This window comes from Stenotrophomonas sp. SMYL8, from assembly GCF_036320065.1.
Lineage (GTDB): Bacteria > Pseudomonadota > Gammaproteobacteria > Xanthomonadales > Xanthomonadaceae > Stenotrophomonas > Stenotrophomonas maltophilia_A.
Map to the genome: position 1 here is coordinate 22,858 of NZ_JAWIRR010000033.1, position 26,458 is coordinate 49,315.

Annotated in this window: 22 protein-coding genes, 1 pseudogene and 1 riboswitch; of the genes and pseudogenes, 13 read left to right on the forward strand and 10 right to left on the reverse strand. The window is 67.0% G+C overall.

All coding sequences use genetic code 11. The annotated features are described in order from the left end of the window. Positions 1 to 98: 98 nt before the first annotated feature. A complete protein-coding gene (gene pilH / locus V3B25_RS19150; RefSeq protein ID WP_005410644.1) occupies positions 99 to 470 on the reverse strand; it encodes a twitching motility response regulator PilH in 372 nt (123 codons plus the stop codon). A gap of 88 nt (positions 471 to 558) precedes the next feature. Further along, the gene (locus V3B25_RS19155) at positions 559 to 1,554 is read right to left on the reverse strand and encodes a YhdH/YhfP family quinone oxidoreductase (protein ID WP_329811369.1); all 996 of its coding nucleotides are present in this window, start codon (positions 1,552 to 1,554) and stop codon (positions 559 to 561) included. A 153-nt stretch (positions 1,555 to 1,707) separates the two neighbouring features. Here V3B25_RS19155 and hflK point away from each other — a divergent pair, with 153 nt between their 5' ends. From hflK to V3B25_RS19180, 5 genes are all read left to right on the forward strand, one after another. Then, positions 1,708 to 2,841: an FtsH protease activity modulator HflK gene (hflK, locus tag V3B25_RS19160; protein WP_329811370.1), complete on the forward strand. Its 1,134-nt coding sequence runs from the start codon at positions 1,708 to 1,710 to the stop codon at positions 2,839 to 2,841. Continuing rightward, positions 2,838 to 3,701, forward strand: a complete 864-nt coding sequence (locus V3B25_RS19165) for a protease modulator HflC (RefSeq protein WP_010482785.1) — start codon at positions 2,838 to 2,840, stop codon at positions 3,699 to 3,701. The genes hflK and V3B25_RS19165 overlap by 4 nt, the downstream gene beginning before the upstream one ends. 67 nt (positions 3,702 to 3,768) lie before the next feature. Continuing rightward, positions 3,769 to 3,954: a DUF2065 family protein gene (locus V3B25_RS19170; protein WP_005410640.1), complete on the forward strand. Its 186-nt coding sequence runs from the start codon at positions 3,769 to 3,771 to the stop codon at positions 3,952 to 3,954. A gap of 541 nt (positions 3,955 to 4,495) precedes the next feature. Then, complete coding sequence (locus V3B25_RS19175; RefSeq protein ID WP_049421231.1) at positions 4,496 to 5,788, forward strand: adenylosuccinate synthase; 1,293 nt, start codon at positions 4,496 to 4,498, stop codon at positions 5,786 to 5,788. Positions 5,789 to 5,905: 117 nt separating this feature from the next. Then, entirely contained in the window at positions 5,906 to 6,568 is a 663-nt protein-coding gene (locus V3B25_RS19180) for a hypothetical protein (RefSeq protein ID WP_329811371.1), read from the forward strand. Here V3B25_RS19180 and V3B25_RS19185 read toward each other — a convergent pair. Beyond that, entirely contained in the window at positions 6,504 to 7,181 is a 678-nt protein-coding gene (locus tag V3B25_RS19185) for a M23 family metallopeptidase (RefSeq protein ID WP_329811372.1), read from the reverse strand. The two genes, V3B25_RS19180 and V3B25_RS19185, sit on opposite strands and share 65 nt — an antisense overlap. 4 nt (positions 7,182 to 7,185) lie before the next feature. Beyond that, positions 7,186 to 8,148, reverse strand: coding sequence for a L,D-transpeptidase family protein (locus V3B25_RS19190; protein ID WP_049421233.1), 963 nt, complete (start codon positions 8,146 to 8,148; stop codon positions 7,186 to 7,188). Between the two features lie 232 nt (positions 8,149 to 8,380). Here V3B25_RS19190 and V3B25_RS19195 point away from each other — a divergent pair, with 232 nt between their 5' ends. After that, complete coding sequence (locus tag V3B25_RS19195) at positions 8,381 to 10,507, forward strand: methyl-accepting chemotaxis protein (protein ID WP_114619096.1); 2,127 nt, start codon at positions 8,381 to 8,383, stop codon at positions 10,505 to 10,507. Between the two features lie 89 nt (positions 10,508 to 10,596). Here V3B25_RS19195 and V3B25_RS19200 read toward each other — a convergent pair whose 3' ends face one another. Together V3B25_RS19200 and V3B25_RS19205 are read right to left on the reverse strand one after the other, a co-directional pair. After that, the gene (locus V3B25_RS19200; protein WP_044570698.1) at positions 10,597 to 10,887 is read right to left on the reverse strand and encodes a hypothetical protein; all 291 of its coding nucleotides are present in this window, start codon (positions 10,885 to 10,887) and stop codon (positions 10,597 to 10,599) included. 14 nt (positions 10,888 to 10,901) lie between these two features. After that, a complete protein-coding gene (locus tag V3B25_RS19205; protein ID WP_005414174.1) occupies positions 10,902 to 11,441 on the reverse strand; it encodes a hypothetical protein in 540 nt (179 codons plus the stop codon). Between the two features lie 140 nt (positions 11,442 to 11,581). On the opposite strand from V3B25_RS19205, the gene V3B25_RS19210 reads away from it, so the two are divergent. Next, entirely contained in the window at positions 11,582 to 12,322 is a 741-nt protein-coding gene (locus V3B25_RS19210; protein WP_154353151.1) for an alpha/beta hydrolase, read from the forward strand. Positions 12,323 to 12,331: 9 nt separating this feature from the next. Here the strand turns inward: V3B25_RS19210 and V3B25_RS19215 are convergent, their stop codons facing one another. After that, positions 12,332 to 12,823 carry a hypothetical protein gene (locus V3B25_RS19215; RefSeq protein WP_329811373.1) on the reverse strand — a complete coding sequence of 164 codons (492 nt, stop codon included), beginning with the start codon at positions 12,821 to 12,823 and terminating at the stop codon, positions 12,332 to 12,334. Positions 12,824 to 12,845: 22 nt separating this feature from the next. Next, positions 12,846 to 14,879: pseudogene (locus V3B25_RS19220) on the reverse strand (catalase); the annotation flags it as partial. Between the two features lie 172 nt (positions 14,880 to 15,051). On the opposite strand from V3B25_RS19220, the gene V3B25_RS19225 reads away from it, so the two are divergent. The 3 genes from V3B25_RS19225 to V3B25_RS19235 all read left to right on the forward strand — a co-directional run bounded on the left by V3B25_RS19225 (position 15,052) and on the right by V3B25_RS19235 (position 17,737). Beyond that, positions 15,052 to 15,774, forward strand: coding sequence for an AraC family transcriptional regulator (locus tag V3B25_RS19225; RefSeq protein WP_032127825.1), 723 nt, complete (start codon positions 15,052 to 15,054; stop codon positions 15,772 to 15,774). Between the two features lie 81 nt (positions 15,775 to 15,855). Continuing rightward, entirely contained in the window at positions 15,856 to 17,223 is a 1,368-nt protein-coding gene (locus tag V3B25_RS19230) for an amino acid permease (RefSeq protein ID WP_014038111.1), read from the forward strand. 103 nt (positions 17,224 to 17,326) lie between these two features. Further along, on the forward strand, positions 17,327 to 17,737 hold the full coding sequence (locus V3B25_RS19235) for a VOC family protein (RefSeq protein ID WP_005410627.1): 411 nt from the start codon (positions 17,327 to 17,329) through the stop codon (positions 17,735 to 17,737). Between the two features lie 92 nt (positions 17,738 to 17,829). Here V3B25_RS19235 and gcvP read toward each other — a convergent pair whose 3' ends face one another. Beyond that, positions 17,830 to 20,697: an aminomethyl-transferring glycine dehydrogenase gene (gene gcvP / locus V3B25_RS19240; protein WP_329811375.1), complete on the reverse strand. Its 2,868-nt coding sequence runs from the start codon at positions 20,695 to 20,697 to the stop codon at positions 17,830 to 17,832. Between the two features lie 62 nt (positions 20,698 to 20,759). Continuing rightward, a riboswitch (glycine riboswitch) is annotated at positions 20,760 to 20,862 on the reverse strand. A gap of 299 nt (positions 20,863 to 21,161) precedes the next feature. Here gcvP and V3B25_RS19245 point away from each other — a divergent pair. The 3 genes from V3B25_RS19245 to V3B25_RS19255 all read left to right on the forward strand — a co-directional run bounded on the left by V3B25_RS19245 (position 21,162) and on the right by V3B25_RS19255 (position 23,902). Next, positions 21,162 to 22,388: a multidrug effflux MFS transporter gene (locus V3B25_RS19245; protein ID WP_329811376.1), complete on the forward strand. Its 1,227-nt coding sequence runs from the start codon at positions 21,162 to 21,164 to the stop codon at positions 22,386 to 22,388. Positions 22,389 to 22,529: 141 nt separating this feature from the next. After that, positions 22,530 to 23,426, forward strand: coding sequence for a siderophore-interacting protein (locus V3B25_RS19250; RefSeq protein ID WP_329811377.1), 897 nt, complete (start codon positions 22,530 to 22,532; stop codon positions 23,424 to 23,426). An 83-nt stretch (positions 23,427 to 23,509) separates the two neighbouring features. Then, complete coding sequence (locus tag V3B25_RS19255; RefSeq protein WP_329811378.1) at positions 23,510 to 23,902, forward strand: hypothetical protein; 393 nt, start codon at positions 23,510 to 23,512, stop codon at positions 23,900 to 23,902. A 119-nt stretch (positions 23,903 to 24,021) separates the two neighbouring features. Here V3B25_RS19255 and V3B25_RS19260 read toward each other — a convergent pair whose 3' ends face one another. Then, positions 24,022 to 25,986, reverse strand: a complete 1,965-nt coding sequence (locus V3B25_RS19260; RefSeq protein WP_329811379.1) for a M2 family metallopeptidase — start codon at positions 25,984 to 25,986, stop codon at positions 24,022 to 24,024. Between the last annotated feature and the right edge of the window lie 472 nt (positions 25,987 to 26,458).

Consider the following 26,458-nt stretch of genomic DNA (forward strand, 5'->3'; position numbering starts at 1 on the left):
CCCTAGGTGCGGGGGGGCCCGCCCGGGGCCCGCAAGCGTCGGGGCGGGGGGGGGGGGGGGGGGGGGGCCGCCCCGCGGCCGGCACTACCGCGCGTGTCTCAGCCCTGCCCGGCGAACACCCGCTCCAGCACCTCGGACAGCTCGTCTTCCGAGAACGGCTTGGTGATGTAGGCCTTGGCGCCCTGGCGCATGCCCCACATGCGGTCGGTGTCCTGGTCCTTGGTGGTCACCAGGATCACCGGGATATGCCGGGTCGCCTCGTCGCGGGCGAGGGTGCGGGTGGCCTGGAAGCCATTGAGGTTGGGCATCACCACGTCCATCAGGACCAGGTCGGGCAGCTCGGCCTTGGCGGTTTCGACCCCGGCGGCGCCATCGGTGGCGGTCAGGATCTGGTGCCCGAGCTTCTCGACGATGCGCTGTATCCCCAACAGCTGCGACGGTGAGTCGTCGACGATCAGAATGCGTGCCATGTTGTTCCCCATGTAATGCCCGCAGTGTAGTGCGCGCCCATTACTGGCGGGAGGGGCGCATCTGCCGTCCGTCGCCTGCCTGCGACGTTCAGTCGATCCGCACCACGGTGCGGCCCAGCGAACCGCCCGCCAGCATCCGTTCGAACACGGCAGGAAGGCCATCGAGGCCGACTTCGGCGGTGCAGATGCGGTCCAGCTGCTGCGGCTTCCAGTCACTGCCCAGCCGCGACCACACTTCTTCGCGCAGCCCGCGCGGTGCATTGGCCGAGGACACGCCCAGCAGTGACACGCCGCGCAGGATGAACGGCATCACCGTCATGTCCAGCGTCGGGCTGGCTGCCAGGCCGGCACTGACCACGCTGCCGTAGGGCACCGTCTGTGCCAGCAGGCTGGCAAGCATGTCGCCTCCGGCATTGTCGAGGCCGCCGCCGAAGCGGGCCGACTGCAGTGGGCCGGTGTCGGACAGTGCCTCGCGCGGTAGTACTTCAGTGGCGCCGATACCATGCAGGAACTCGGCCTGGTCCGGTTTGCCGCTGACTGCGTGCACGGTGTAGCCGGCACGACTGAAGATCGACAGCGCCAGCGCGCCCACACCGCCGCTGGCGCCGGTGACCGCCAGCGGGCCGAGCTCCGGGGTCTGCCGGTTGTCCTGCAGGCGCAGCAGCGCCAGCGCCGCCGTGAAGCCGGCGGTGCCCAGCACCATTGCCTCGCGGGCACTCAGCCCGGCCGGCAGCGCGATCACCGCGCTCGATTCCAGCCGCACATACTGGCTGTAGCCGCCGTCGCGGGTTTCGCTGAGGCCGCAGCCGGTGGCCAGTACCGCATCGCCTTCACGCCAGTCTGGATCGGTGCTGGCAACCACGGTGCCGGCCACGTCGATGCCCCCCACCAGCGGGAAACGGCGCAGGATCCTGCCCTTGCCGGTGCCGGCCAGGGCATCCTTGTAGTTGACCGAAGACCAGTGGGCGCGGATCAGTACCTGGCCGGGGTTGAGGTCGTCGACATTGAGCTGGGCCAGGCCACTGCGGTAACCGGCGGCGTCGTTTTCGATGCGGAAGGCGGTGAACGGGGTGGTGGGGGCCATCGGCGTTGCCTGACTTCGAGGAAAACGCCACCTTACCCCGTTGCCCCCCTTTCGATCCTGCCGATCCGCCCCATCTTGTATGATCGGTGATGGTTTCACGGCTGGTGGTGCGGGAAGGGCCCGCGCCGCAGCCCAAATCTTGATGGAGCGTGCATGGCCTGGAATACACCCGGCGGCAACAAGGGCGGACAAGGCCCCGAGGACAATCGACGCGGGCCCTTCGGGTCGCGCGGCGGTGGCAATGGTGGTGGCTGGGGCGGACTGCCCGGGCCGCTGAAGGACCTGTTCGACGGCGGCATCATGCGTTGGGTGGTGGCGGCCGTGGTGCTGCTGGTGCTGTTCTCCAGCTTCCAGCTGATCGGCGAACAGCAGCGTGGCGTGGTGCTGCGCTTCGGCCAGTTCTCGCGCATCCTGCAGCCCGGCCCGAATTTCAAGCTGCCGTGGCCGATCGAATCGGTCACCAAGGTCAACGCCACCGAGATCAAGACCTTCTCGATCCAGGTGCCGGTGCTGACCCGCGACGAGAACATCGTCAACGTCTCGCTGAACGTCCAGTACCGCATCGACGACCCGCAGCTGTACCTGTTCGGCACCGTCGATGCCAACCAGGTGCTGGAGCAGTCGGCGCAGAGCGCGGTGCGCGAGGAAGTCGGCCGCGCCGACCTCAATGCGGTACTGAACAACCGTGGCCCGCTGGCCGTGGCTGCCGAGGAGCGCCTGCAGGCGCTGCTGAAGGCGTTCAAGACCGGCCTGACCGTGACCGGCCTGACCCTGCAGGACGCCCGTCCGCCGGAAGAAGTGAAGCCGGCCTTCGACGAGGTCAACGGTGCCCAGCAGGTCAAGGAGCGCCTGATCAACGAAGCCCAGGCCTACGCCGCCAAGGTCGTGCCGGAAGCCCGAGGCCAGGCCTCGCGTGCCCGTACCACCGCCGAAGGCTACAAGCAGGCCGTGGTGTCCAAGGCCGAGGGTGACGCGCAGCGCTTCAGCCTGTTGCAGGCCCAGTACAAGGACGCGCCGGAAGTGACCCGCAAGCGCCTGTGGCTGGAGACCGTGCAGCAGGTGCTGAGCGAGAACCGCAAGGTGATCGGGGGCGATGGCCGCCAGCTGATCTACGTGCCGATGACCGGCGACACCCGTCCCAGCACGTCGGCCCCGGCCGCAGTGGCGAACCCCGACGTGGTGATGCCGTCGCTGCCGGGTGCAGCGGTGGAAGCTTCCCGTGATCCGGGCCGGCCGGTGGGCCGCCCGACCGGGCGACCGAGCGGCCGTGAGGAGGGCAGCCGATGAAAAGTCCTATCTGGATCGCCGTGATCGTGGCGGTGGTGCTGGGCCTGCTCGGCTCGGTGTACGTGGTCCGTGAGGACCAGACCGCCATGGTGCTGAACCTGGGCAAGGTGGTGCGTTCGGACATCAAGCCGGGCCTGCACTTCAAGGTGCCGGTGGTGGAAACGGTGAAGGTCTTCGACCGCCGCTTCCAGGTGCTCGACACCGCCCCGGCGCGCTACTTCACCGCCGAGCAGAAGGACGTCAGCGTCGACTTCTTCGCCATCGGCTACATCTCCAACGTGGGTGACTACTTCCGCGCCACCGGCGGCGATCCGCGCATTGCCAATGCCCGCCTGGCTCCGATCATCACCGACTCGCTGCGCAACCAGATCAACTCGCGCACCCTGCAGCAGCTGGTTTCCGGCGACCGCAGCGAGCTGATCGCCGAGCAGCTGAAGGGGATCAACGAAGCGGTGGCCGGCCTCGGCATGCAGATGATCGACCTGCGCATCAAGCAGGTGGACCTGCCCACCGACAGCCAGGTGATCAATGACGTGTACGAGCGCATGCGCGCCCAGCGCAAGCAGGAAGCGGCCAAGCTGCGTGCGGAGGGCGAGGAGCAGTCGCTGACCATCCGCGCCCAGGCCGACCGTGACAGCACCGTGCTGATCGCTGAGGCCGAGCGTGATGCACAGCGCCTGCGCGGTGAAGGCGACGCCGATGCGGCGCGCATCTACGGCAAGGCCGGCTCGGCCGACCCGTCGTTCTATGCGTTCTACCGCAGCCTGGAGGCCTACCGTGGCTCCATGACCGACGGCAACGGCGTGATCGTGCTCGACAAGAACGACCCGTTCCTGCAGTACCTGAAGAACGACCGCTGAGGTCGCAGGGCAGTACCCCACGGGGCCCGGCCAGATGCCGGGCCCCGTGCTTTTTCCGGAGTCCCCCATGAAAGATCTGTTCGCCGCCGTCTGCCTGGTGGCGGTGCTGGAAGGCCTGTTCCTGTTCGTCGCCCCGTTCGCCTGGAAGCGCATGGCCGAGCGCCTGCTGGACCTGCCCAGCCCGGCCCTGCGCAGCTTCGGCGGGCTGGTGCTGCTGGCCGGCCTGAGCCTGCTGTGGTGGGCGCGGCATTGAAAGGGTAGTGCCGGCCGCTGGCCGGCAACCTGGGATTGCCCACCAGCGGCCGCCTGCGTTCACATGCGTGGCCCGGCTCTGGTAGATGCCAACCTTGGTTGGCATTGCCGGCCAGCGGCCGGCACTACCGGGAGGTGCCTGACTGGCCGGCACATGCGTGACCCGGCTCTGGTAGCTGCCAACCTTGGTTGGCATTGCCGGCCAGCGGCCGGCACTACCGGGAGGCACCTGACCGGCCGGTACATGCGTGGCCCGGCTCTGGTAGATGCCAACCTTGGTTGGCATTGCCGGCCAACGGCCAGCACGACCGGGCGGGGCGGCTGACCGGCCGGTGAAGCCGTCCGTCGGAAAGGTGGCACCCGACCCCGGAAACCCGGATAATGCACAAAAGCCGGACGGGCCTCCCCGTTCGGCTTTTTCCGTGTCTGGGCCTTCCATCGCCGGCTGCTCCCCGTTTGGAGCCGCCCTCAAGGTGCTGGCCAGCCCCGCCACGGTTCAACCGTCCGCGGCCCCGATGGCCGCAACATATGAGGAGCCCGTCATGGGTCAGTCTGTCGTAGTGTTGGGTGCCCAGTGGGGCGATGAAGGCAAGGGCAAGATCGTCGATCTGCTCACTGAGGAAATCGGCGCCGTCGTGCGCTTCCAGGGCGGCCACAACGCCGGCCACACCCTGGTCATCAACGGTAAGAAGACCGTCCTGCACCTGATCCCGTCGGGCATCCTGCGTGACGATGCGCTGTGCCTGATCGGCAACGGCGTGGTGATCTCGCCGGCCGCGCTGCAGAAGGAAATCGCCGAGCTGGAAGCCTCCGGCGTGGAAGTGCGTTCGCGCCTGAAGATCTCCCCGGCCGCGCCGCTGATCATGCCGTACCACATCGCCCTGGACCAGGCGCGCGAGCGCGCTGCCGGCGGCAAGGCGATCGGCACCACCGGCCGTGGCATCGGCCCGGCCTACGAAGACAAGGTGGCGCGTCGCGGCATCCGCATCGCCGACCTGCATTACCCGAAGCAGCTGGAAGAACTGCTGCGCACCGCGCTGGATTACCACAACTTCGTGCTGACCAAGTATCTGAACACCGATGCGGTCGATTTCCAGAAGACCTTCGACGAAGCGCTGGCCTTCGGCGAATACGTGCAGCCGATGAAGTCCGACGTGGCCGGCATCCTGCACGACCTGCGCAAGCAGGGTAAGCGCGTGCTGTTCGAAGGCGCGCAGGGTGCGCTGCTGGACATCGACCACGGCACCTACCCGTACGTCACCAGCTCCAACACCACCGTCGGTGGTGCACTGGCCGGTTCCGGCGTCGGCGCCGATTCGATCGACTACGTGCTGGGCATCGCCAAGGCCTACGCCACCCGCGTCGGCGGCGGCCCGTTCCCGACCGAACTGGACGACGAAGTCGGCCAGGGCATCCGTGACCGCGGCGCCGAGTACGGTGCCTCGACCGGCCGTCCGCGTCGCTGCGGCTGGATGGACATCGTCGCGCTGAAGCGCGCCGTGGCCATCAACGGCATCAGCGGCCTGTGCATCACCAAGCTGGACGTGCTGGATGGCATGGAAAAGCTCAAGGTCTGCATCGCCTACGAATACAACGGCAAGCGCACCGAGTACGCGCCGCTGGATGCACAGGGCTGGGAAGACTGCACCCCGGTGTACCTGGAGTTCCCGGGCTGGAGCGAGAACACCCACGGCATCACCCAGTGGGACGAGCTGCCGCCGGCGGCACGCGCCTACCTGCGTTCGCTGGAAGAGCTGGCCGGCTGCCCGATCAGCATCGTCTCCACCGGCCCGGACCGCGACCACACCATGGTCCTGCAGGATCCGTTCGCCTGAGGTAGCGCCGGGCGCTGCCCGGCGTAGGTGACAGTAAGAGCCCCGCGAAAGCGGGGCTTTTTCGTTACTGTGTCGGCACGGCCAGCAGGGAAATGACGTGATGACCCGGATGTCAGCGTGAAGGGCGAGACAGTCGTGCGGATCACCCTGTGGGTGCTGTGGAGCCTGTGGGGCATCGCCTGCCTGGTACTGCTGCTGGGTGCGGCTGCCAATACCCTGGCGTCGCGCACGCAGACGGTGCCGCTGGTGCTGAGTCCTGGCGCAACCGCCCAGATCACCGTCTACCGCCTCATCGATGACCATCTGCGGCTGCGCCTGCGCTATGCCGCAGACGGTACAGAGGCTGACCCCGAGGTGCTGCTGCGCATCGAAACTCCGACCGATCAGGAAGACTTCCGTGCAGGGGAGCGTTCGGGAGTGGCCGGGCAGGGCATCAATCGCGCGCTGGCTTCGGTTGAGTCCAGCGGCCCAACGGCGTTCTACTTTGGCTATGGCCGCGGCGACGCATTGCCACGCGGCCGCTCATGGCTACGGGTAACCGTGCTGGAGGTGGACCCGGCGCTGGCGGGGCGCGCGGCCACCGTCGAGCTGCAGCCGCCACTGGACCTGTTGAAGCTGACTGACCTGGATTATGTCTGGTTGTGGCCGTTCTTCTTCTGGAAATTGGCGGCACTGCTCCTGTTGATTCCTGGGGCTGACTTGGCGGTGTTCACGTTCACCTTGCGGCGCTGGCAGCACCGGGCTTCGAAGCAGGCGGATTCAGCAGTGGGTACGGATTGATCGATTCGCCCTTCCACCACTGTTTCTCCGGTCCCAGCACGTGCACCTCGAAATGCAGGTGCGGGGCCTCAGCGCTGGCGTTGCCGGTACTGCCCACATAACCGATCACCTCCCCGCGCCTGATCACCTGCTTTTCGGTCAGGCCATCGGCATAGCGCTGCAGGTGCGCGTAGTAGTAGCACCAGCGTCCGCTGGGCTCGAACTGGTAGATCGTCAGGCCACCGCGCTCGCTGTCGAACAGTTTTTCCACCGTGCCATCGGCCACTGCCAGCACCGGCGTACCGGCATCGGCCATGATGTCGATGGCATCGTGCACGCGGCCTTCGCTGCGCGCATCGGTGAACGTGTCGCGCAGCTGGGAGGCCAGGACGCCCTGTACCGGCAGCAGCAGACCCGACGGCGCATCCGCAGTCCGCGCGGCTGACGGTGCGGTGGCGGCGGGGGCAGGGGCCGTGTCGAGCGGCGCTACGGATCCCTTGGCCGGCGCCACAGCTGCTGCCGGTTGTGCTTCCGGCAGCGAGGCGGCTACCGGCTCGCCTGCATCGCGGCGCAACCACCAGCCGGCCCCCAGTCCCAGCAGAACACCCAGCACGATCAGCTGCGAAAGACGCATCGGCTCACTCCTGCATCACCACGGGGACGGAGGTATCCACCGCATCGGCCACGCGCAGCGCATCCCAGTTGGTCATGCGCACGCAACCATGTGACTCGGTCTTGCCGACATGGCCGGGCTCGGGCGTGCCATGCAGGCCGTAGTGTGGCTTGGACAGATCGATCCAGACCCGGCCGACTGGATTGTTCGGGCCCGGCGGCAGTGTCGCCTTCTTTTCGCCCTTGCGCGCATCCCAGAACAGCTTGGGGTTGTAGTGGAACGGCGGGTCGCGATACACGCCCAGGATCTTCCATTCGCCGATCGGCAGCGGATCATGCTGGCTGCCGGAGGAAACCGGCACCTGAGCGATCACCTTGCCCTGCGCATCCAGCAACTGCAGGCTGGAATCGGACTTGTCGACGACCACCTTGGCCGCCTTCGGTAGCGGCGATGGTGCGACATTGGGCACCTGGATGCGGTTGCCCGCCTTGCTCAGATCCAGGCCCGGATTGAGCAGCTTCAACAGCTCAGGGGATGCGTGGAAGCGTTCGCCCAGCGACTCTTCGACGTTGTTGAAGCCCAGCGATTTCAGTTTGGCCTGTGCGGCGGGGCCCTTCGGCACCGCCTGGAACGGCCCGGCGACATCCTCGCTGGTCAGCGTGTAGCTGGCCAGGGGGGTGACCGTATCAGCCTGCAGGGCCTGCCAGGTCGCGTCGTCCAGTTCACCGGTGACGGTCAGGCCGTGCGCCGCCTGGAAACCCGACACCGCGCGCCGCTGGTTGCTGCCCACTTCACCGTCGATCTGGCCGGGCGAGAAATTCGCGCGATCCAGCAGCACCTGGGCATGCAGGGCGGAACGTGCTGCGGTGTCCGGTCCGGCCTTCTCGGCGATGGGGGCGGGCAGTCCAGGGGGCGGTGCCTGCGCGAACGCCGGCGATGCCAGCAGCGAGAGAGCGAGCAGGGTGGATCGGTACACGGGTAATGGCATTGGGAACTCCAGCAGATGACGCCACCACCTTGCCTGCAGGCCGCGCCGAGCCGCCGTGAAAGAGATCTGACGTCTGCATGAGCAGTCGGGTCGTTGCGCCACCGTCCCCGCGCGGGTGCCGCCGGCCAAGGGCTCACCAAGGTGAATGGTGCCCCACGCCATTGGCGGTTGGCGATCAAGATTGCCTGGCGGGCCGCCGATAACGCCACATCCCCCCGTTTTGGATGTACCGATGAACTACTTGAGGAATGTCAGGGTTGCCTGGCGTCTTGGGCTGGGCTTTGGCCTGTTGCTGCTGTTGGTTGCGGCCGTGGTGGCCACCGGCGCCACCGCCAGTGTCGTGCAGAAGCGCGCGATGCAGCAGGTGGTCGATGTCAGCGTGGCCAAGGTGCGCCTGTTGTCGCAGATGCTCGATGCCAACAACCAGATGATGGTCGTTCGCCGCGAGATGCTGATCCGCCAGGGCGATGACCGTGGCCATGATGAACAGCGCATCGCCGATCTGGTCAAGCGCTATGAGGCCAGTTGGACGGCCTACCAGGCGCTGCCCAGCGACGCCGAGGGCAAGGCCATTGCCGAAACCATCGCCGCCAAGCGTGCCATCGCGCGTCCGCTCAACAAGCAGACCAGCGAACTGATGGAGCAGGGCGACTACCCGGGCGCCGTGGCGCTGACCCTGGGCCCGGTGCAGGAAGCCGCCAACGGCTGGAACAAGGCGCTGTCCGATGGCGTGGACTTCGAAGAGAAGGAAAGCCGTGAGGCGGCCGCCGAGGCGATCCGCCTGGGCGAGCGCAGCCTGCTGCAGCTGCTGGTGCTGGGCGGCGTCGCGCTGCTGGTGGGCATCGGTGCCTCGGTGATGATCGGCCGCAGCCTGACCGGCCCGTTGGCCCGCGCGGTGAACCTGGCCGAACGCCTGTCCAAGGGCCAGCTGGACCAGGAGTTCCGCCTTGGCGGCCGCGATGAACTGACCCAGCTGGGTGAAGCCATGGCCAGCGTGCGGCAGAGCGTGCAGGCGGCGATCGGCGCACAGCTGCAGATGGCCGAACAGCACGAGGCGGGTGCGATCCGCTACCGCATGGACGCCAGCGCTTTCCCCGGCGATTTCGGCCGCATGGTGCAGGCCACCAACAGCCTGGTCGAATCGCACGTGCAGGTGGAACTGCTGATGGCTGAAGTGATGCAGCGTTACGCCATCGGTGACCTCAGCCGCGACCTGCCGGACTACCCGGGCGAGAAGGGCACTCTGACCCGCACTCTGGCGGCAGTGAAGCAGAGCCTGATGGCGATCAACGCGCAGATCGATGCACTGGCCCGGGCCGCGCGCGCCGGTGATTTCAGCATGCGTGGCGATGCCGCTGCGTTCCAGTTCCAGTTCAAGGCGATGGTCGAGCATCTCAACGGCATGATGGCCAGTTCGCAGGCCAGCATCGCTGATGTCTCCGATGTGCTGCGTGCGATCTCGCACGGCGACCTGACTGCACGCATGGACGGCGAGTACGACGGTGTATTCGCCCGCATGCGTGACGACGCCAACACCACCACCGCGCAGCTGACCGGCATCGTGCGTGGCATCCAGGTGGCCGCCGACAGCATCAACAACGCGGCGCAGGAACTGGCTGCCGGCAACAACGACCTGTCGCGCCGCACCGAGCAGCAGGCCGCCAACCTGGAAGAAGCCGCCGCATCGATGGAGGAACTGACCTCGACTGTGCGCCAGAATGCCGAGCTCGCTCGTCAGGCCGACAGTGAAGCGCATGCCGCCGGTGCCGCCGTACGCGAAACCGAGCAGGCGATGGCGCAGATGGCGTCGGTGATGGGTGAGATCGATCAGTCCTCGGCACGCATCTCGGAAATCTCCACCGTGATCGACGGCATCGCGTTCCAGACCAACATCCTGGCGCTGAATGCTGCGGTTGAAGCCGCGCGTGCAGGTGAGCAGGGCCGTGGTTTTGCCGTGGTCGCCAGCGAGGTACGTACGCTCGCACAGCGTGCCGGTGTCGCCGCCAAGGAGATCAAGGAGCTGATCGAAGACGCTGCTGCCAAGGTGAAGAGTGGCCTGGCGGTGACCGTTGAATCGGAAGCCGCGATCGCCCGCGTGGCCCAGGCCAGCTCGCGCACCACGCAGCTGATGAGCGACATCGCAGCGGCCAGCAAGGAACAGGCCGCCGGTATCGAGCAGGTCAACCAGGTGGTGGTGCAGATGGACCAGGTGACCCAGCAGAACGCTGCGCTGGTGGAAGAAGCCACTGCCGCCAGCCGCGCGCTGGAGGAACAGGCGCATGCGCTGACCACGTCGGTGGCGGTGTTCAAGGTGGAGCAGGGCGCGCGCATGCCCATCGTGCCTGCGCAGGCGGCGTAAGCAACCTGCGACTGGATGTTGGATGACGCCCTGCATGCGATGCCCCGCATGCAGGGCACCGCATGCACGCAACCGGTCGGTGCCGCTGGCTAGCGGCCGCCCGCGGCGCGTTCGATCAGCCAGCCGGCTGCGTACAGCAACAGCAGTGTTGGCGGAACCAGTACTGCATACGCGGTCGACCAAGGTTTGCCGTACAGCAGGCTGCCTGCGCCGATGGCATCGAGTGCAGCAGACTGCAGGGTGATGGGGAGCGACATCAGGATATAGGCCCCCTTCGGGTCCGCGTCCGACTGCGCGCCGTGAACCAGCCATGCGGTCAACAGCAGGTAGACCACGCAAAGCGCAAGACCGGTCCAGCTCAGTAATCGCCGCATCTTCATCCGCATGCCTCCGTTCAACGGACGTCGAAGTGAGCCTGCAGAGGCAGGCTCACATTCCGCAGCAGATCCCTGACCACCACCTGCGCAGTCCACGTGCCTTTCGGATCACTGGCCTCGGCCACGAACTTCAGGTGCAGGTTGGTCATGTACAACAGGGTTGGCGGGCCGGGCAGGGCAGCGGTGAAACAGGGAACATCGCGTTCGTCGATGCTGGTAGTGCCGTCCGGGCGCAGCATGCGCAGATCGCAGTGCACCTTGGGTACGCGGTTCTCATCCAGTTGCGGGTTGGACAGGAATGTCAGCAGGAACAATTCACCGCCCGGGTGGACTTCGTCGGCCTGGGTAAAACCGGGAGTGGTCTCTGGCGGGGTCTCCCACTTGGCCTGCCAGTCGGCATCGGAGGTGACCAGCAGCGATGCCGCAAAGCCACCGCTGGATTTCATGGCATCGGTCTCCGGCATCGCCTTGCCTGCCCCGTTTATCCAGCCATCGTTGGCGGAACTGTTCAGTGGCAGCATCATGGCCATCATGGCCAGCGCGTAGGTCCATCGCATCAGAGGCTCTCCTTGGCAGCCGCGTCCCGCGGCAGAGCGGGCAGTATCGCTCAACCTTGACCGGGAAAGCAGCAGGAGAGCCGGAGCAGAGGTGCCGCTGCCTGCCGATGTGGGCGATGCTTGCCAGCAAAGGAGGTGACATGGGAATCGGGAGCGAGGAAAAGCCGGGCTGTGATTCAGCATCACCCACGCCGCAGCACGTGCTGATGCTGCCCGGGCTGGATGGCTCCGGCAGGCTGTCGATCCCGTTTCTGTCAGCACTCCAGGCTCATGGGCTGACGACGCAGGCGATTACGCTGCCTGCGCAGGGAGGGCAGGATCACGCCACGCTGGCCCAACGGCTGTGGTCGCAGCTGCCCGGCCATCCCTTCATCCTGCTTGCCGAGTCCTTCTCGGGCCCGTTGGCGGTTGAACTGGCCACGCGACAGCCCGCCGGGCTGCGCGGACTGGTGCTTGCCGCGACCTTTGCGCGTCGGCCGGTGCCATTGCCAGCAGCCAGCGCAGCCCTGCTGACGCCGGCCTGGCCTCTGCCTCCCGTGGCGTTGCTGGCGCGCCTGCTGCTGGGGCGGTGGCGCACCCGCGAGCACCTGTCGATGCTGCGCGATGTGCTGGCCCGGATTCCGGCGGCCACATTGCGGCAACGCGCCGCAGCGACCCTGCGCGTCGACGTACGCGCATTGCTGCCGGCAATCGACGTGCCGACGCTGTGCCTGCACGCGTGCCATGACCGCCTGCTGTGGCCGCCCAGTGTGGCAGAACTGCAGGCCCTTTTGCCGGATGCCCGGCATGTTTCGCTGGAAGGACCGCATCTGCTGCTGCAGGCACGCGCTGACGCAGCCGCAGCCGAAGTTGCCGCGTGGATGAGGACGCTGTCGCCCTGATCGAAGGACTCAGCCGCGCGCGCGGGTACGCGCGGCCTTCTTCGCCGCCACCTTGCGCACGGTCTTCTTCGCCGCACGTGTCTTCGCCGCCTTCTTCGCTGCAGCACTGCGCGAGGCGGCTGTACCGGCCTTCTTCGCCGTTGTCTTCTCTGCGGTTTTCTTTGTGGCTGTCTTGCGAGCCGGTGCCTTCTTTGCCGCCGCCTTCCTGGCTGTCGTCTTCTTCGCAGGTGCCTTCTTCGCCGCCGTCGCCTTGGTCGTGGCCTTCTTTGTGCCCGACTTTCTGGCAGGCGCCTTCTTGGCCGCCTTCTTGGTGGTCGCCTTCTTCGTACCCTTGCGCGCGCTGCCGCTACGCTTGCCACCACCATCCTGCTTGTTCACGGTCGCCCAGGCAATGCGCTCGGCCGTGCCTTCGCTGGCACCGCGCTCGCGCTCGCTTTCCTCGATGTGCTCGGCCTGGCGCTTCTGTTTATCGGAGTATGCGGATTTGTCACCACGGGGCATGACAGTTCTCCTGTTGTTGTAGTCAGGCCAGCAGGCGCAGCTTGGGTTCGCGTGCCCACTGGCGGGTGGCGGCCGTCGCCAGGAATGCCTTGGCGTCTTCCGCTTCGACGATGCCGGCGTCGTTGCCGACCCTTGCCGCCTTCAGCAGCGTCTGGCCGCCCGCATCGCTGGCGATGGCCTTCAGGTGCGCCCACGCCTGGCTGACGAACTCAAGGGCAGCGCTCTCTTTCGACAACGCCTTTGATGCCTCTACGCTCAGCACCACGGCCACCGCATCGAACACGGCCGATGGCGTGCCGGCCAGTTGCCCATCGGCGGCCTGTACGCTGCCGTCACTGAGCGTGGCGCCTCCCACTTTTGGTGCGACCAGCTTCACGTCTGCACCTGCTTTCCTGGCTGCTTTGCTCAGGCTGGCAATGATGCGAGCGTCGGAGCCTTCATCGAAAAGGATGCCGATGCAGCGACCCTGCAGGGTAGGCTTGTTGCGCCCGATCACGCGTACCTCGGGAGCGGGGGGCATGTCCCGCACCGGGGTGGCAGTCGGCGCGGGGGCGGGGAGTGCAGCCAACGCCAACCCGTCGGCCACGCGCTGTGCCAGTGAGTCGTCGATATTGCGCAGGTGGCTGACGGTACGCACCCGCACCTTCAGCGTTTCCACCTTGGACAACTCGAACACCAGCGCCGATGCCAGATGGGCCTGTTCCGGCTTTTCAAGGCTGCGGAAGAACATGCGCGCCTGGCTGTAGTGGTCGGCGAAGCTCTCCGCGCGGGTCCGCCCCTTGCGACCGTCGTCCGCAGTGGCGTGGCTACGGAAGCCGCTCGGGGTCTCGCGTGGTGTGTCGTCCTGCAGCGAGCTGGGATCGTAGGCCACCCGGCCCTTGGGAACCTGCATCTGCATGTGGCCGTCGCGCTGATGATTGGCAAACGGGCACTTGGGCGCATTCACCGGGATCTGGTGGAAGTTCGGGCCGCCCAGGCGCAGCAGCTGGGTGTCCAGGTAGGAGAACAGGCGCCCCTGCAGCAGCGGGTCGTTGCTGAAGTCGATGCCCGGTGGCACGTTGGCCGGGCAGAAAGCCACCTGCTCGGTCTCGGCGAAGAAGTTGTCCGGCCAGCGGTCCAGCACCATGCGCCCGATGACCTGCAACGGCACCAGCGATTCGGGAATGATCTTGGTCGGGTCCAGATGATCGAACGGGAATGCGTCGGCGTCTTCTTCGGTGAACAACTGCACCGCCAGTTCCCATTCCGGGAAGTCGCCGCGCTGGATGGCCTCGAACAGGTCGCGGCGATGGAAGTCATTGTCGGCCGACTGCAGCTTCAGCGCTTCGTCCCAGACCGTGGACTGGATACCCAGCTTGGGCCGCCAGTGGAACTTGACGAACGTTGACTCGCCGGCCTCGTTCAGCAGGCGGAAGCTGTGCACGCCGAAGCCTTCGATCATGCGCAGCGAACGCGGTATGGCGCGGTCGCTCATCGCCCACATGATCATGTGCATCGATTCGGGCATCAGCGAAATGAAGTCCCAGAACGTGTCATGGGCCGATGCGGCCTGCGGGAAGGCACGGTCCGGTTCCATCTTCACCGCGTGCACCAGGTCCGGGAATTTCATGGCGTCCTGGATGAAGAACACCGGGATGTTGTTGCCGACCAGGTCCCAGTTGCCCTCCCTGGTATAGAACTTCACCGCGAAGCCGCGCACGTCGCGCGGGGTGTCCACCGAACCTGCGCCACCGGCCACGGTCGAGAAGCGGGTGAACACGGGTGTCTTCACGCCAACCTCGGTCAGGATGCGCGCGCGGGTATGCGCTTTCAGCGATCGGGTCAATTCGAAGTAGCCATGTGCTGCGCTGCCACGTGCGTGCACGATGCGCTCGGGAATGCGTTCGTGATCGAAGTGGGTGATCTTCTCGCGCAGGATGAAGTCCTCAAGCAGCGTGGGCCCCCGGGTTCCCTGCCGCAGGGAGTTCTGGTTGTCCGCCACCGGGATGCCCTGATCGGTGGTCATCACCGGATGGCTGCCCCCGGCCTGCTGGTGCAGTTCATCACCGTTGCCCCGGTGTTGGTTTTCAGCGTGGGTGGTTGCGCGCTTGCCGGTCGGCTTGCTGGCGGCCATTGACGTTGGCTCCGGAGGATCTGAAGAGAACCACGACACTGGAACCGAGCCCGTTAAACCGAGGTCCGGCAAAGGTGAACGTACAGGCAAAAGCAGGCTCGGGTATGCTTGCCACATGCGAGTCGAGCCCGCCGACATCGAAGCCCTGTTCGACGCCATCCCGGATGTGCTGTTCTTCATCAAGGACCTTCAGGGGCGTTACACCCACGTCAACCAGACCATGCTGCGGCGGCTGGGCCTGCGCGCGCGCAAGGACGTGATCGGGCGTACCGCGGCTGAAATCTACCCGACCGGCCTCAGCGCGGACTACGTCGACCAGGACGCCCGCGTGCTGTCCGGTGAGGTGATCGAGAACCTGATGGAGCTGCACCTGTTCGCCAACCGCGAACCGGGCTGGTGCCTGACCTGCAAGCGCCCGCTGGTGGTCGATGGGGCCATCGAGGGCCTGATCGGCATATCCCGCGACCTCGGCCAGAAGGACAGCCTGGGCACCCAGTACGAGCAGCTGCGGCTGGCCCTGGCCCACCTCAATGCGCACTACGCCGAGAACGTGCGCATGCAGACCCTGCTGGACATCACCGGCTTCTCGCTGTCGAAGCTGGAGCGCAGCTTCCGCAAGGTGTTCCAGATGACCCCGCAGCAGGTGCTGACCCGACTGCGGATCCAGATGGCCATGCACCTGCTGCACGGTGACGACAGCATCGCCTGCATCGGCCAGGCCTGCGGTTTCAGCGACCAGAGCGCCTTTACCCGCAAGTTCAAGGCTGAAACCGGTTTCTCGCCGCGCGCCTACCGGGCCCGTATTGGTGGCAACGTCGGCGAGCCGGCGCTGGCCTGAGCCGCCTGCTGCGCTGTGCCTATCCCCGTGGGCACGGGACAGGGTAAGGTGTCGCCCCTGTAGCCGCCGCCAGCCCCGCCGATGCCCAACTCGATTCCGACCGCTTCGCCGTCCCGCCTCGGGCACTCGCTCAAGCCCCGCCAGCTGATCATGATGGGTCTGGGCAGCGCCATCGGCGCCGGCCTGTTCCTCGGCTCGGGCGTGGGTGTACAGGCGGCCGGCCCGGCGGTTCTGGTGTCGTATCTGGTCGCTGGTGCGCTGGTGATCATCGTGATGAACGCACTGGGCGAGATGGCGGCGGCCAAGCCGACCAGTGGCGCGTTCTCGGTCTACGCCGCTGATGCCATGGGAGCCACCGCCGGCGCCACCGTGGGCTGGCTGTGGTGGGTGCAGCTGGTGATCGTGATCGCCGCCGAGGCGGTAGGCGCGGCCGGGCTTCTTGCCACGGTCTGGCCGGCGATACCGGTACCGATGGCGGCGCTGGCCTTCATGCTGTTCTTCACCGCGATCAATCTGCTCGGGGTGAAGAACTTCGGCGAGTTCGAATTCTGGTTCGCCATCCTCAAGGTGGCGGCGATCCTGGCCTTCATCGCCATCGGTGTGGCGCTGCTGATGGGCTGGCTGCCGCAGGTGACCTCGCCGGGCCTGAGCAACTTCACCGAGCACGGCGGCTTCGCACCGAAGGGCCTGGCCGGAATCGGTGCGGCGCTGCTGGTTGTCGTTTTTGCCTTTGGCGGTACCGAGATCGTAGCCGTGGCGGCGGCCGAAACCGAAGATCCCGAGCGCAGCATCGCCCGTGCCATCCGCACCGTGGCCTGGCGCATCCTGGTGTTCTACATCGGCTCGCTGAGCGTGATCATCGCTGTGGTGCCATGGACCAGCGAGGCACTGAAGTCGCCGTTCGCCGCCGTGCTGGATATCGCCCGCATCCCGGGCGCGGGTACGGCCATCACCCTGATCGCCGTGATCGCGCTGCTGTCGGCGCTCAATGCCAACCTCTATGGTGCCTCGCGCATGATGTATTCGCTGGCGCAGCGCCGCGAAGCGCCGGCCGTGTTGGGCTGGACCGATCCGCGCCAGGTGCCGGTGATCGCCGTGCTGGCCAGCGTGCTGTTCGGTTTCGCCGCCACGGTGATGGAGCTGCTGTTCCCGGACCGGGTGCTGCCGGTGCTGCTGAACATCGTCGGTTCCACCTGCCTGCTGGTGTGGACGCTGTCGCTGGTGTCGCAGTTGGTGCTGCGTCGCCGCGCGGATCGCCTGGGTACCCGCCTGCCGTTCCGCATGGCCGGCTTCCCGTGGCTGACCTGCTGCGCGCTGGCGATCCTGGCACTGATCTTCGGCCTGCTGCTGAGCGAGTCGCACACCCGCCTGCAGTTCCTGTCGATGGTGGCACTGACTGCCACGATCGCCGCCAGCAGCGCCATCGCCCGGCGCATGCGCGAGGCGTGACTGAAGCTGCCGGCCAGCGGCCGGCACTACCACGGGGGCTGCACATCCGCCGTGCCATCCTGATCGTGTGGGCCGTCCGCGGCCCGTCGACCAGGAGTACCGCATGCTGCGCAGCCGCCCCTTCCTGATGTTCACCGGCCAGGCCGAGGCCGCCCTGGCCCTGTACGCCGAGGCCTTCGCCGATTTCCGCCTGCTGGCAATGCAGCGCCATCCGGACGGCGCCGGTGCCGGCGTGCCCGGGCAGGTCCGACAGGCCATCTTCCTGCTCGGTGGCACCCACTACCTGTGCTTTGACAGCCTGGACGTGCACGATTTCACCTTCAGCCCGTCGATCTCGCTGTTCGTCGAGTGCTCCGGCGCCGAGCAGTTCGAGCGCGCCGCGCGCGTGCTGGGCGAGGGCGGCCACTGGCTGATGCCGGTGGGCGACTATGACTTCAGCAACCGCTACGGCTGGGTGCAGGATCGCTTCGGCGTGTCGTGGCAGTTGAGCCTGGGGCAGATGCCGGACCCGTGATCGGATGTTTGTGGGTGTGGACCTTGGTCCACACGCGCTTATGAAAACGGCCCGCTTGCGCGGACCGTTCTGTTTACCGATGCAGCGAGGAATCAAGCCTCGACTTCATCATCCTTGTAGGCATCGACCGGGATGCAGGCGCACATCACGTTCTTGTCGCCGTACACATTGTCGACACGGGCCACCGGCGGCCAGTACTTGCTCTGCTTCAGGCTGGCCAGCGGGAAGGCGGCCAGTTCGCGCGGGTAGGCGTGGGTCCACTCGCTCGCGGTCACCGCGGTGGCGGTGTGCGGCGCGTTCTTCAGCGGGTTGTCCTCGCGGTCCAGGCGGCCGTCTTCGATCGCGGTGATCTCCTCGCGGATCTGGATCATCGCGTCGATGAAGCGATCCAGCTCGTGCAGCGACTCGCTCTCGGTCGGCTCGACCATCAGCGTGCCGGCCACCGGGAAGCTCAGGGTCGGGGCGTGGAAGCCGAAGTCGATCAGGCGCTTGGCCACGTCCTCGGCGCCGATGCCGCTGGTCTTCTCCAGCGGGCGCACGTCCAGGATGCACTCGTGTGCCACCAGGCCGTTGCGGCCGGTGTAGAGGGTCTTGAAGTGCGGGGCCAGGCGCTTGGCGATGTAGTTGGCGTTGAGCTGCGCGACCTGGGTGGCCTTGCGCAGGCCGTCGCGGCCCATCATCGCGATGTACATCCAGCTGATCGGCAGAATCGAGGCGCTGCCGAAGCTGGCAGCGCTGACCATGCCGACCGGGCCGTTGTCACCCAGCTTGCCCGGCAGGAACGGGGCCAGGTGCTCCTTGACCGCGCACGGGCCGACGCCCGGGCCGCCACCACCGTGCGGGATGCAGAAGGTCTTGTGCAGGTTCAGGTGCGAAACATCCGAACCCCACTTGCCCGGCTTGGCCACGCCGACCAGGGCGTTCATGTTGGCACCGTCGGTGTACACCTGGCCGCCGTGCTTGTGGATGATCTCGCAGATCTCCACCACCTCTTCCTCGAACACGCCGTGCGTGGACGGGTAGGTCATCATGATCGCGGCCAGGCGGTCGCTGTACTTCTCGGCGTTGAGGCGGATGTCCTCGACGTCGACGTTGCCGTTGGCATCGGTCTTGGTCACCACCACCTTCATGCCGCACATCTGTGCCGAGGCCGGGTTGGTGCCGTGCGCCGAGTCCGGAATCAGGCAGATATCGCGATGTTCCTCACCGCGCGAGCGGTGGTAGGCGCGGATCGCCAGCAGGCCGGCGTACTCGCCCTGCGCGCCGGAGTTCGGCTGCAGGCTGACCGCGTCGTAGCCGGTGCATTCCACCAGCATCGCTTCCAGCGTGTCGATCAGTTCCTTGTAGCCCAGCGCCTGGTCGGCCGGCACCAGCGGGTGGATCTGCGAGAACTCCGGCCAGGTCACCGGGATCATCTCGGCGGTGCCGTTGAGCTTCATGGTGCACGAGCCCAGCGGGATCATCGTGCGGTCCATTGCCAGGTCCTTGTCGGCCAGCGAACGCAGGTAGCGCAGCAGCTCGTGCTCGCTGTGGTGCGTGTTGAACACCGGGTGGGTCAGGAACGCGGACTGGCGCAGCAGGCCGGCCGGCAACGCGTCGGCGGTGCTGGCATCCAGTGCGTCGACGTCCAGCGAGGCACCGAACACGGCAGCCACGGCGACGATGTCGGCGCGGGTGGTGGTCTCGTCCAGGCTGATGCCGACCGAGTCGCTGTCGATCGCGCGCAGGTTGTAACCGGCGGCGCGTGCCTTGGCGTGGATCTCATCGGCGTGCACGCCGGTGACATGCAGGGTGTCGAAGAAGTCACCGCCGACCTGCACGCCGGCGTTGCGCAGCGCGGCGGCCAGGATCGAGGCCAGGCGATGGGTGCGGCGGGCGATGCGGGTCAGGCCGTCCGGGCCGTGGTAAACGGCGTACATCGAGGCCATCACCGCCAGCAGCACCTGTGCGGTGCAGATGTTGGACGTGGCCTTCTCGCGGCGGATGTGCTGCTCGCGGGTCTGCAGGGTCAGGCGGTAGGCCGGGTTGCCCTGCGCGTCGATCGAGACGCCGATCAGGCGGCCCGGCATCGAGCGCTTGTAGGCGTCACGGCAGGCCATGAAGGCGGCGTGCGGGCCACCGAAGCCGAACGGCACGCCGAAACGCTGGCTGTTGCCGACCACGATGTCCGCGCCCCATTCGCCCGGAGCGGCCAGCAGGGTCAGGGCCAGCAGGTCGGTGGCCACGGCCACCAGGCCGCCGCGCGCGTGCACGGCATCGACCAGCGCCTTGTAGTCGCCGACCTGGCCGAAGGTGTCCGGGTACTGCAGCAGCAGGCCGAAGGCTTCCGCTTCCAGCGCTTCGGCCGGGGTGCCCACGCGCAGCACGATGCCCATCGGTTCGGCACGCGTGCGCAGCAGTTCCAGGGTCTGCGGGTGCACGGCGTCGTGCACGAAGAAGGTGTCCGACTTCGACTTGGCCGAACGCTTGGCCAGGGTCATCGCTTCGGCGGCGGCAGTGGCTTCGTCCAGCAGCGAGGCGTTGGCGATTTCCATGCCGGTGAGGTCGGCGCACAGGGTCTGGAAGTTGATCAGCGCTTCCATGCGACCCTGCGAGATTTCCGCCTGGTACGGGGTGTAGGCGGTGTACCAGGCCGGGTTTTCCAGGATGTTGCGCAGGATCACGTTCGGCGTGTGGGTACCGTAGTAGCCCTGGCCGATGAAGCTGCGCAGCACGGTGTTCTTGTCGGCGATCGCACGGATCTTCGCCAGTGCCTGCACTTCGGTCATCGACTCCGGCAGCGCCAGCGGCACCGGCGACTTGATCTTGGCCGGTACGATGGCATCGGTCATGCCATCCAGCGACGCGTGGCCGACGACATCGAGCATCTGCGCGATCTCGGCGTCGTTGGGGCCGATGTGGCGCTCGACGAACGCATTGTGGTGCTCGAGCTCACGCAGGGAAGGGGTGTTCTGGGACATGGCGAAGGATCCGTCAGGAAAGGGCACACGCACGGGCACAAGCCGCCGGTCGGCGGTCTGCGGGGCGCCCCTCTGTCCTTTTGCCTGAGAGTTTAAAAGCGCGGCGGACCGCAGCTTCGTGCCCCTTCGGCGCCGGATCGAACCGGTCTCTCCAGAGTTCTGTTACGGGTGGTATCGGGCCTGAGCGATTACGGGCGTTGCGCCTTCGGCAGCGGTGTTCCGCTTCTCCCACCGTGTTGCCCGCTGATTATAGCCCGTTGCGGGCCCGCCGGCCGCCTCCAGGCATGGCCGCCGCGCCTGAATGGCCGATGGCCCGGCCGTGCGTTTTGTGCACCGCTGCATGGCATCGGGCGCAATCCCCACCTATGATGGGTGGATACCCGAATTCATCTGGCGCCGTCCCTGCAGAAGGGGACCGGCGCCCGCCGTGCGTGCCGCGCATGGCCCTGCCGGACGCCTTCCCCATGACCGCCGCTGTTGCTCCCTCCACCCGCCGCATGGCCCTGCTGCTCGCCGGTCTGGCCATGTTCGGTCCGTTCTCGATCGACACCATCTTTCCGGCGTTCCCGCAGCTGGCCCAGCGCCTGGCGGTGGACGAAGTGGCGGTGCAGCAGACCATCAGCGTGTACCTGCTGTTCTACGGCCTGATGAGCCTGGCGCACGGCCCGCTGTCCGATGCCTGGGGCCGCAAGTGGGTGATCCTCGGTGGCCTGGTGGTGTTCGTCGGCGCCTCGGTCGGCTGCGCGCTGTCCACCGACCTGACCACGCTGCTGGCGTTCCGCGCGCTGCAGGGCCTGTCGGCGGGTGTCGGCATGATCGTTGGCCGCGCGGTGATCCGCGATCTCTACCATGGCCACGACGCGCAGCGCCTGATGAGCCAGGTGTCGATGCTGTTCGGCATCGCCCCGGCCATCGCACCGATCATCGGTGGCTGGATCCTGCTCAGTGGCGCCGGCTGGCCGCTGATCTTCTGGTTCCTGGTGGTGTTCGGGCTGGTCCTGCTGGCGGCCACTGCGCGCTACCTGCCGGAGACCCATCCGGTTGAAGCGCGCGTGCCGTTGTCGCCGCGCACGTTGATGCGTGATTACCTGCGCATCGGCTTCAACCCGCGCTTCCTGCGCCTGGCGCTGGCCGGCAGCATCGGCTTCGGTGGCATCTTCCTGTACATCTCCTCGGCGCCGGTGTTCGTGATGCAGCACCTGCATCTGGGCGAGGGCGGCTTCGCCTGGCTGTTCATCCCCACCATCGGCGGCATGACCACCGGCTCGTTCCTGTCTGGGCGCATGGCCGGGCACACCACGCCTACCCGCCAGGTCGCCATCGGTTTCGGCCTGTGCGCGCTGTCGGTGCTGTTGAACGTCGGCTACGTGGCGCTGGCCCCGCAGTTCGTGCTGCCGTGGGCGGTGCTGCCGATCTTCCTGGGCGGCATGGGCATGGCGCTGATCTTCCCGATCCTGGCGCTGGCGGTGCTGGACATGTACCCGCACCAGCGCGGCCTGGCCTCGTCGCTGCAGGCCTTCGTGCAGCTGATGATCAGCACCGTGGTGGCCGGCGTGGTATCGCCGCTGCTGAGCGCCAGCCCGCTGCACCTGGCGTTGGGCCAGGCCGCGTTCTTCGGTGCTGGTTTCGTGTTCTGGTACTGGGAACACCAGCGCGAACACACGGCGCAGGCGGCCAGCACAGGTCACTGAGCAGCGTGCAGGGGTAGGGCGGGCCGTGACGCCCGCAGCACTTGCGACGGGAAACCACCGGACTAGGCTGGGTACTCCAGCCAGCCGGTGCACGGGTGCACGACAGCCAGCCGATCCACTGTCGTTGCATGAGGTACCCCCATGGCTGCGCAGCAGACCTACCGCCTGTTCGAGGTGGCGCTGAAGGAGCGCCGCGTTCTCTCCCCTTCCCTGGACCGCATGGTGTTCACCGGTGCCGACGTGGCGCGGATGAAGACCGATGGCCCGGACCAGCGCATCAAGGTGTTCTTCCCCTTGCCCGGCCAGGACCTGCCGCAGGTCCCCAGCGGCGAGGACTGGTACCCGCGCTACCGGGCGCTGCCGGACGATCAGCGCCCGCCGATGCGCACCTACACCATCCGCCAGCTGCGTGCGGAGCAGGGCGAGGTCGACGTCGATTTCGTCATCCACGGGGTGACCGGACCCGCTTCGCGCTGGGCCATGCATGCACGGCCGGGAGACCGCGTGGTGTTGCTGGCCCCCGATGCCGACTGTGCCGAGAGCAGCGAAGGCTGGGAGTGGAAGCCACCAGCCGGTGTCGGCCAGGTACTGCTGGTGGCCGATGAAACGGCGTTGCCTGCGGTGGCGGGCATCCTCGAAGAGCTGGCGGACATGCCTGATCCGCCGCGCACGCTGGCATTGCTGGAAGTGGCCCAGGCCGGCGATGCGGTGCCGTTGAAAGCGCCGGGCACAGCCGAGCTGGTGTGGTTGCCGCGTGGGCAGGCCGCCTATGGCCAGCCGCTGCTGCAGGCGGTCCAGGAACGGCTGTCAGCGACTTCAAGCGTGGCTGCTGGCGATGCGCTGGAGGAGATCGACGTCGATACGCAGATCCTCTGGGAGCAGGCCGACACCTGCGTGGCCGGGCCGCTGTACGCCTGGGTGGCGGGCGAGGCGGGGGCGGTGATGGCGATCCGCCGCCACCTGGTGCGCGATTGCGGGCTGGACCGCCGCGCGATCACCTTCATGGGCTACTGGCGGCACGGCAAGGTGCTGGACTGACCATACTGGATCGAGCACGCGTGAAGCAGCGCTGCGGGCGGGGTGCGCTATCCTTGCGCCCCCCTTCGCAGCGGTACCGCACCATGTCCACCAGTTCCAAGACCCGCCGCGACCAGCGCCGTCGCCAGGAAAAGCAGGCCGCCAACAAGGCCGCCGCGCAGGCATCGCCGGTGGAACCGCATGCCGAGCTGCGCGATGCGCAGCGCACCCTGCTGGCCGGTGTCGTGCGCCGTGACGGCGAATGGGTGCTGGGCATGGACGGCCGCATCGCGGGCCACAGCGAGAGCGCTGCGCAGGTGCTGGCGCTGATCATGCAGGCCGGTGAACTGCACGAGCGCAACGGCACGCCGGTGCGCCTGATGTACTCCGATGCGCTGCGCGATGCCGCACAGGCCGAAGCCAGGGACAAGGGCCAGACCTTCGAGGAATTCAAGGCCGAGCTGGCCGCAGCGATGGCCGCGAAGAAGAAAAGCTGACAGGCCTTTCGGTAGAGCCGGCCGCTGGCCGGCTGCCCGTTGGGTCTTCATCGCGTAGTTGCCGGCCAGCGGCCGGCACTACCGGAAAGGGGCGGGTCCTCGCGGACCCGCCCCTTTTCTCATTTCGCCGCCGGGGCCGCGTTGGCCTGCCAGCCGCACATCTGGCCTTCGTTCTGCTGCTTCAGCCACTCGTTGACCGGGGTGAAGTACTCGATCATCGGGCCGGCATCGAGCTTGTCGGTGCCGGTCAGCTCCTTCAGCGTGGCCTGCCACGGCTGGCTGGCACCCTTGCTCAGCATCGCCCAGTACTTCTGGCCGGCTTCCTTGTTGCCGTAGAAGGTGCACTCATGCAGCGGGCCCTTGTAGCCGGACGCGTCGCACAGGCCCTTGTAGAACTGGAACTGCAGGATGCGCGCCAGGAAGTAGCGGGTGTACGGGGTGTTGCCCGGCACGTGGTACTTCGCGCCCGGATCGAAGAACTCCTCGCCGCGGGTGCTGGGCGGGGCCACGCCCTGGTACTTGGCCTTCAGGTCCCACCACGCCTTGTTGTAGTTGTCGGCGGTGATGGAGCCATCGAACACGCCCCAGCGCCAGCGGTCGATCATCAGCCCGAACGGCAGGAACGACACGCCCGACAGCGCCATGCGCATCTGGTTGTTGATGACCGCTTCGCGGCTTTCGGTCGGCGCATCAACCAGGCCGATCGAGCTGAGGTACTTGGGCGTCATCGCCAGCACGATGGTGTCGCCGATCGCTTCATGGAAGCCATCGTTGGCACCGCCCTGGAACAGCGGCGGCAGCGGGTTGTAGGCCAGGTCGTAATAGATGTGGCCCAGCTCGTGGTAGATGGTGGTGAAGTTCTCTTCGTTCGGCTTGATGCACATCTTGGTGCGCACGTCGCCTTCCATGTTCATGTCCCAGGCACTGGCGTGGCAGACCACGTCGCGATCGTCGGGCTTGATGAACTGGGTCTTTTCCCAATACGACTGCGGCAGCGACGGCATGCCCAGCGACACGTAGAAGTCCTGGGCGCGCTCGGTCATCTGCCTGGCGGTACGCAGTTCGGCTTCGCGCTGTGCCTTGTACTGCGCCGCTACGTTGGCATCCTTGCCGGCCTTGGCCAGCGCCGCGCTCAGGTTGGTCTGGTACTGCTTTTCAAGCGCTGCAGTGATGTCCAGGCTGCCGGCACCCGGATACGGCTCCAGCTGGTCCCACAAATTCGACCAGTCCTGCTGCCACATGTTGCCCAGCAGGTGCGCGGCGATCAGGCCGTTGCCTACTTCGGCCTTGTCCTTGCCGTAGGTCTTGTCCAGCTTGCCGCGTGCGTAGCAGTGCAGCTGCTCGTACATCGGCTTGACCTGTTCCCACAGGCGATCGGTTTCCGGGCCGATCTGCTCCGGCGGCATGTCGTAGCCGCTGCGCCACATCTGGCCGGCATCGGTGAAGCCCATGCCCTTGGCACCTTCGTTCACCAGACCGACAAATTTCTGGTAGTCGCCGCGCATGCTCCTGGTGGTGCTGTGCCAGCCCTGCCAGGCGTCGAGCTGCTTGTCGTAATCGCGGCTGCGTGCCAGCACCTGCTCCAGCTCGCCCAGCTGGCGGCAGGAGTTGGGATCGTTGGCATCGGTGCAGTACTTGCCGGCACCGTAGCTGCCTTCCATGCGGGTGGCGATCTGGGTCAGCTCGGCCAGTTTGGCCGGGTCACGCGGTGCCGGCATCGAGGACATCAGTTTCAGCAGGTGGATCGCGCGCTTGCTGTCCTCGCTCATCGGCTTGCCGTCGAACCTGGCGGCCTGTTCGATCCAGCTGTTGAGCTGGGTCAGCGAGCGCTCGTTGGCCTTGGCCGCGATGCGTTCCGAATCACTGTTGATGTAGGTGGAGGACAGCCACTGCGCCGAGGTCATCTCCGGGTAGGCGGCCTTGAATTCGGCATTGATGCGGGCCACGAACTGGTCGGCGGTTTCGCCGGCCGGGGCGCTGCTGCTGGCGGTATCAGTGCCTGGCGCAGCTTCCTTCTTGCAGGCGGCCAGGGCCAGCGTGGCGGCGGCGATTGCCGAGGCCAGCAGGAGATGACGGTGTTTCACGGGAGGTCCTTGGGTGGTGAACGACGGCCGAAGGCTAGTGGGCCGTCGCTGCCACCGCAAGTGGCGGAAGTCGGTTGGGTTCGGCAGGGCTGCGCCCTGCACCTGCCGAAGCCTTCAAGCAACGTCAACGTCAGAAGCGGGTATTCCGGGGGTTGGCGGGGGGGGGGGGGGGGGGGGGGGGGGGGGCGGGCCCCCCCCCCCCCCCCCCCCCGCCGCGGGGCCCCCCCCCCCCCCCCGGCCCCCCCCCCCCCCCCCCCCCCCCCCCGCCCCACCTCCGACAGATTCCGTGTGCTGTGGGTAGGTGTCGACCTTGGTCGACACATCTGTCAGATATCGAAATGAATCTGGGGTCAGATCCGGTTTCCTCCGGAAAACGGATCTGACCCCAAGGCCGTTCCATCAGATCGCGGAAAACTGTCGAAGGCGGGGGGGGGGGGGGGGGGGGGGGGGGGGGGGGGGGGGGGGGGGGGGG

Coding starts and splice junctions, on each gene's coding strand:
- pilH (WP_005410644.1), bottom strand. CDS start 470: ATGGCACGCATTCTGATCGTCGACGACTCACCGTCGCAGCTGTTGGGG.
- V3B25_RS19155 (WP_329811369.1), bottom strand. CDS start 1,554: ATGGCCCCCACCACCCCGTTCACCGCCTTCCGCATCGAAAACGACGCC.
- hflK (WP_329811370.1), top strand. CDS start 1,708: ATGGCCTGGAATACACCCGGCGGCAACAAGGGCGGACAAGGCCCCGAG.
- V3B25_RS19165 (WP_010482785.1), top strand. CDS start 2,838: ATGAAAAGTCCTATCTGGATCGCCGTGATCGTGGCGGTGGTGCTGGGC.
- V3B25_RS19170 (WP_005410640.1), top strand. CDS start 3,769: ATGAAAGATCTGTTCGCCGCCGTCTGCCTGGTGGCGGTGCTGGAAGGC.
- V3B25_RS19175 (WP_049421231.1), top strand. CDS start 4,496: ATGGGTCAGTCTGTCGTAGTGTTGGGTGCCCAGTGGGGCGATGAAGGC.
- V3B25_RS19185 (WP_329811372.1), bottom strand. CDS start 7,181: ATGCGTCTTTCGCAGCTGATCGTGCTGGGTGTTCTGCTGGGACTGGGG.
- V3B25_RS19190 (WP_049421233.1), bottom strand. CDS start 8,148: ATGCCATTACCCGTGTACCGATCCACCCTGCTCGCTCTCTCGCTGCTG.
- V3B25_RS19195 (WP_114619096.1), top strand. CDS start 8,381: ATGAACTACTTGAGGAATGTCAGGGTTGCCTGGCGTCTTGGGCTGGGC.
- V3B25_RS19200 (WP_044570698.1), bottom strand. CDS start 10,887: ATGAAGATGCGGCGATTACTGAGCTGGACCGGTCTTGCGCTTTGCGTG.
- V3B25_RS19205 (WP_005414174.1), bottom strand. CDS start 11,441: ATGCGATGGACCTACGCGCTGGCCATGATGGCCATGATGCTGCCACTG.
- V3B25_RS19210 (WP_154353151.1), top strand. CDS start 11,582: ATGGGAATCGGGAGCGAGGAAAAGCCGGGCTGTGATTCAGCATCACCC.
- V3B25_RS19215 (WP_329811373.1), bottom strand. CDS start 12,823: ATGCCCCGTGGTGACAAATCCGCATACTCCGATAAACAGAAGCGCCAG.
- V3B25_RS19225 (WP_032127825.1), top strand. CDS start 15,052: ATGCGAGTCGAGCCCGCCGACATCGAAGCCCTGTTCGACGCCATCCCG.
- V3B25_RS19230 (WP_014038111.1), top strand. CDS start 15,856: ATGCCCAACTCGATTCCGACCGCTTCGCCGTCCCGCCTCGGGCACTCG.
- V3B25_RS19235 (WP_005410627.1), top strand. CDS start 17,327: ATGCTGCGCAGCCGCCCCTTCCTGATGTTCACCGGCCAGGCCGAGGCC.
- gcvP (WP_329811375.1), bottom strand. CDS start 20,697: ATGTCCCAGAACACCCCTTCCCTGCGTGAGCTCGAGCACCACAATGCG.
- V3B25_RS19245 (WP_329811376.1), top strand. CDS start 21,162: ATGACCGCCGCTGTTGCTCCCTCCACCCGCCGCATGGCCCTGCTGCTC.
- V3B25_RS19250 (WP_329811377.1), top strand. CDS start 22,530: ATGGCTGCGCAGCAGACCTACCGCCTGTTCGAGGTGGCGCTGAAGGAG.
- V3B25_RS19255 (WP_329811378.1), top strand. CDS start 23,510: ATGTCCACCAGTTCCAAGACCCGCCGCGACCAGCGCCGTCGCCAGGAA.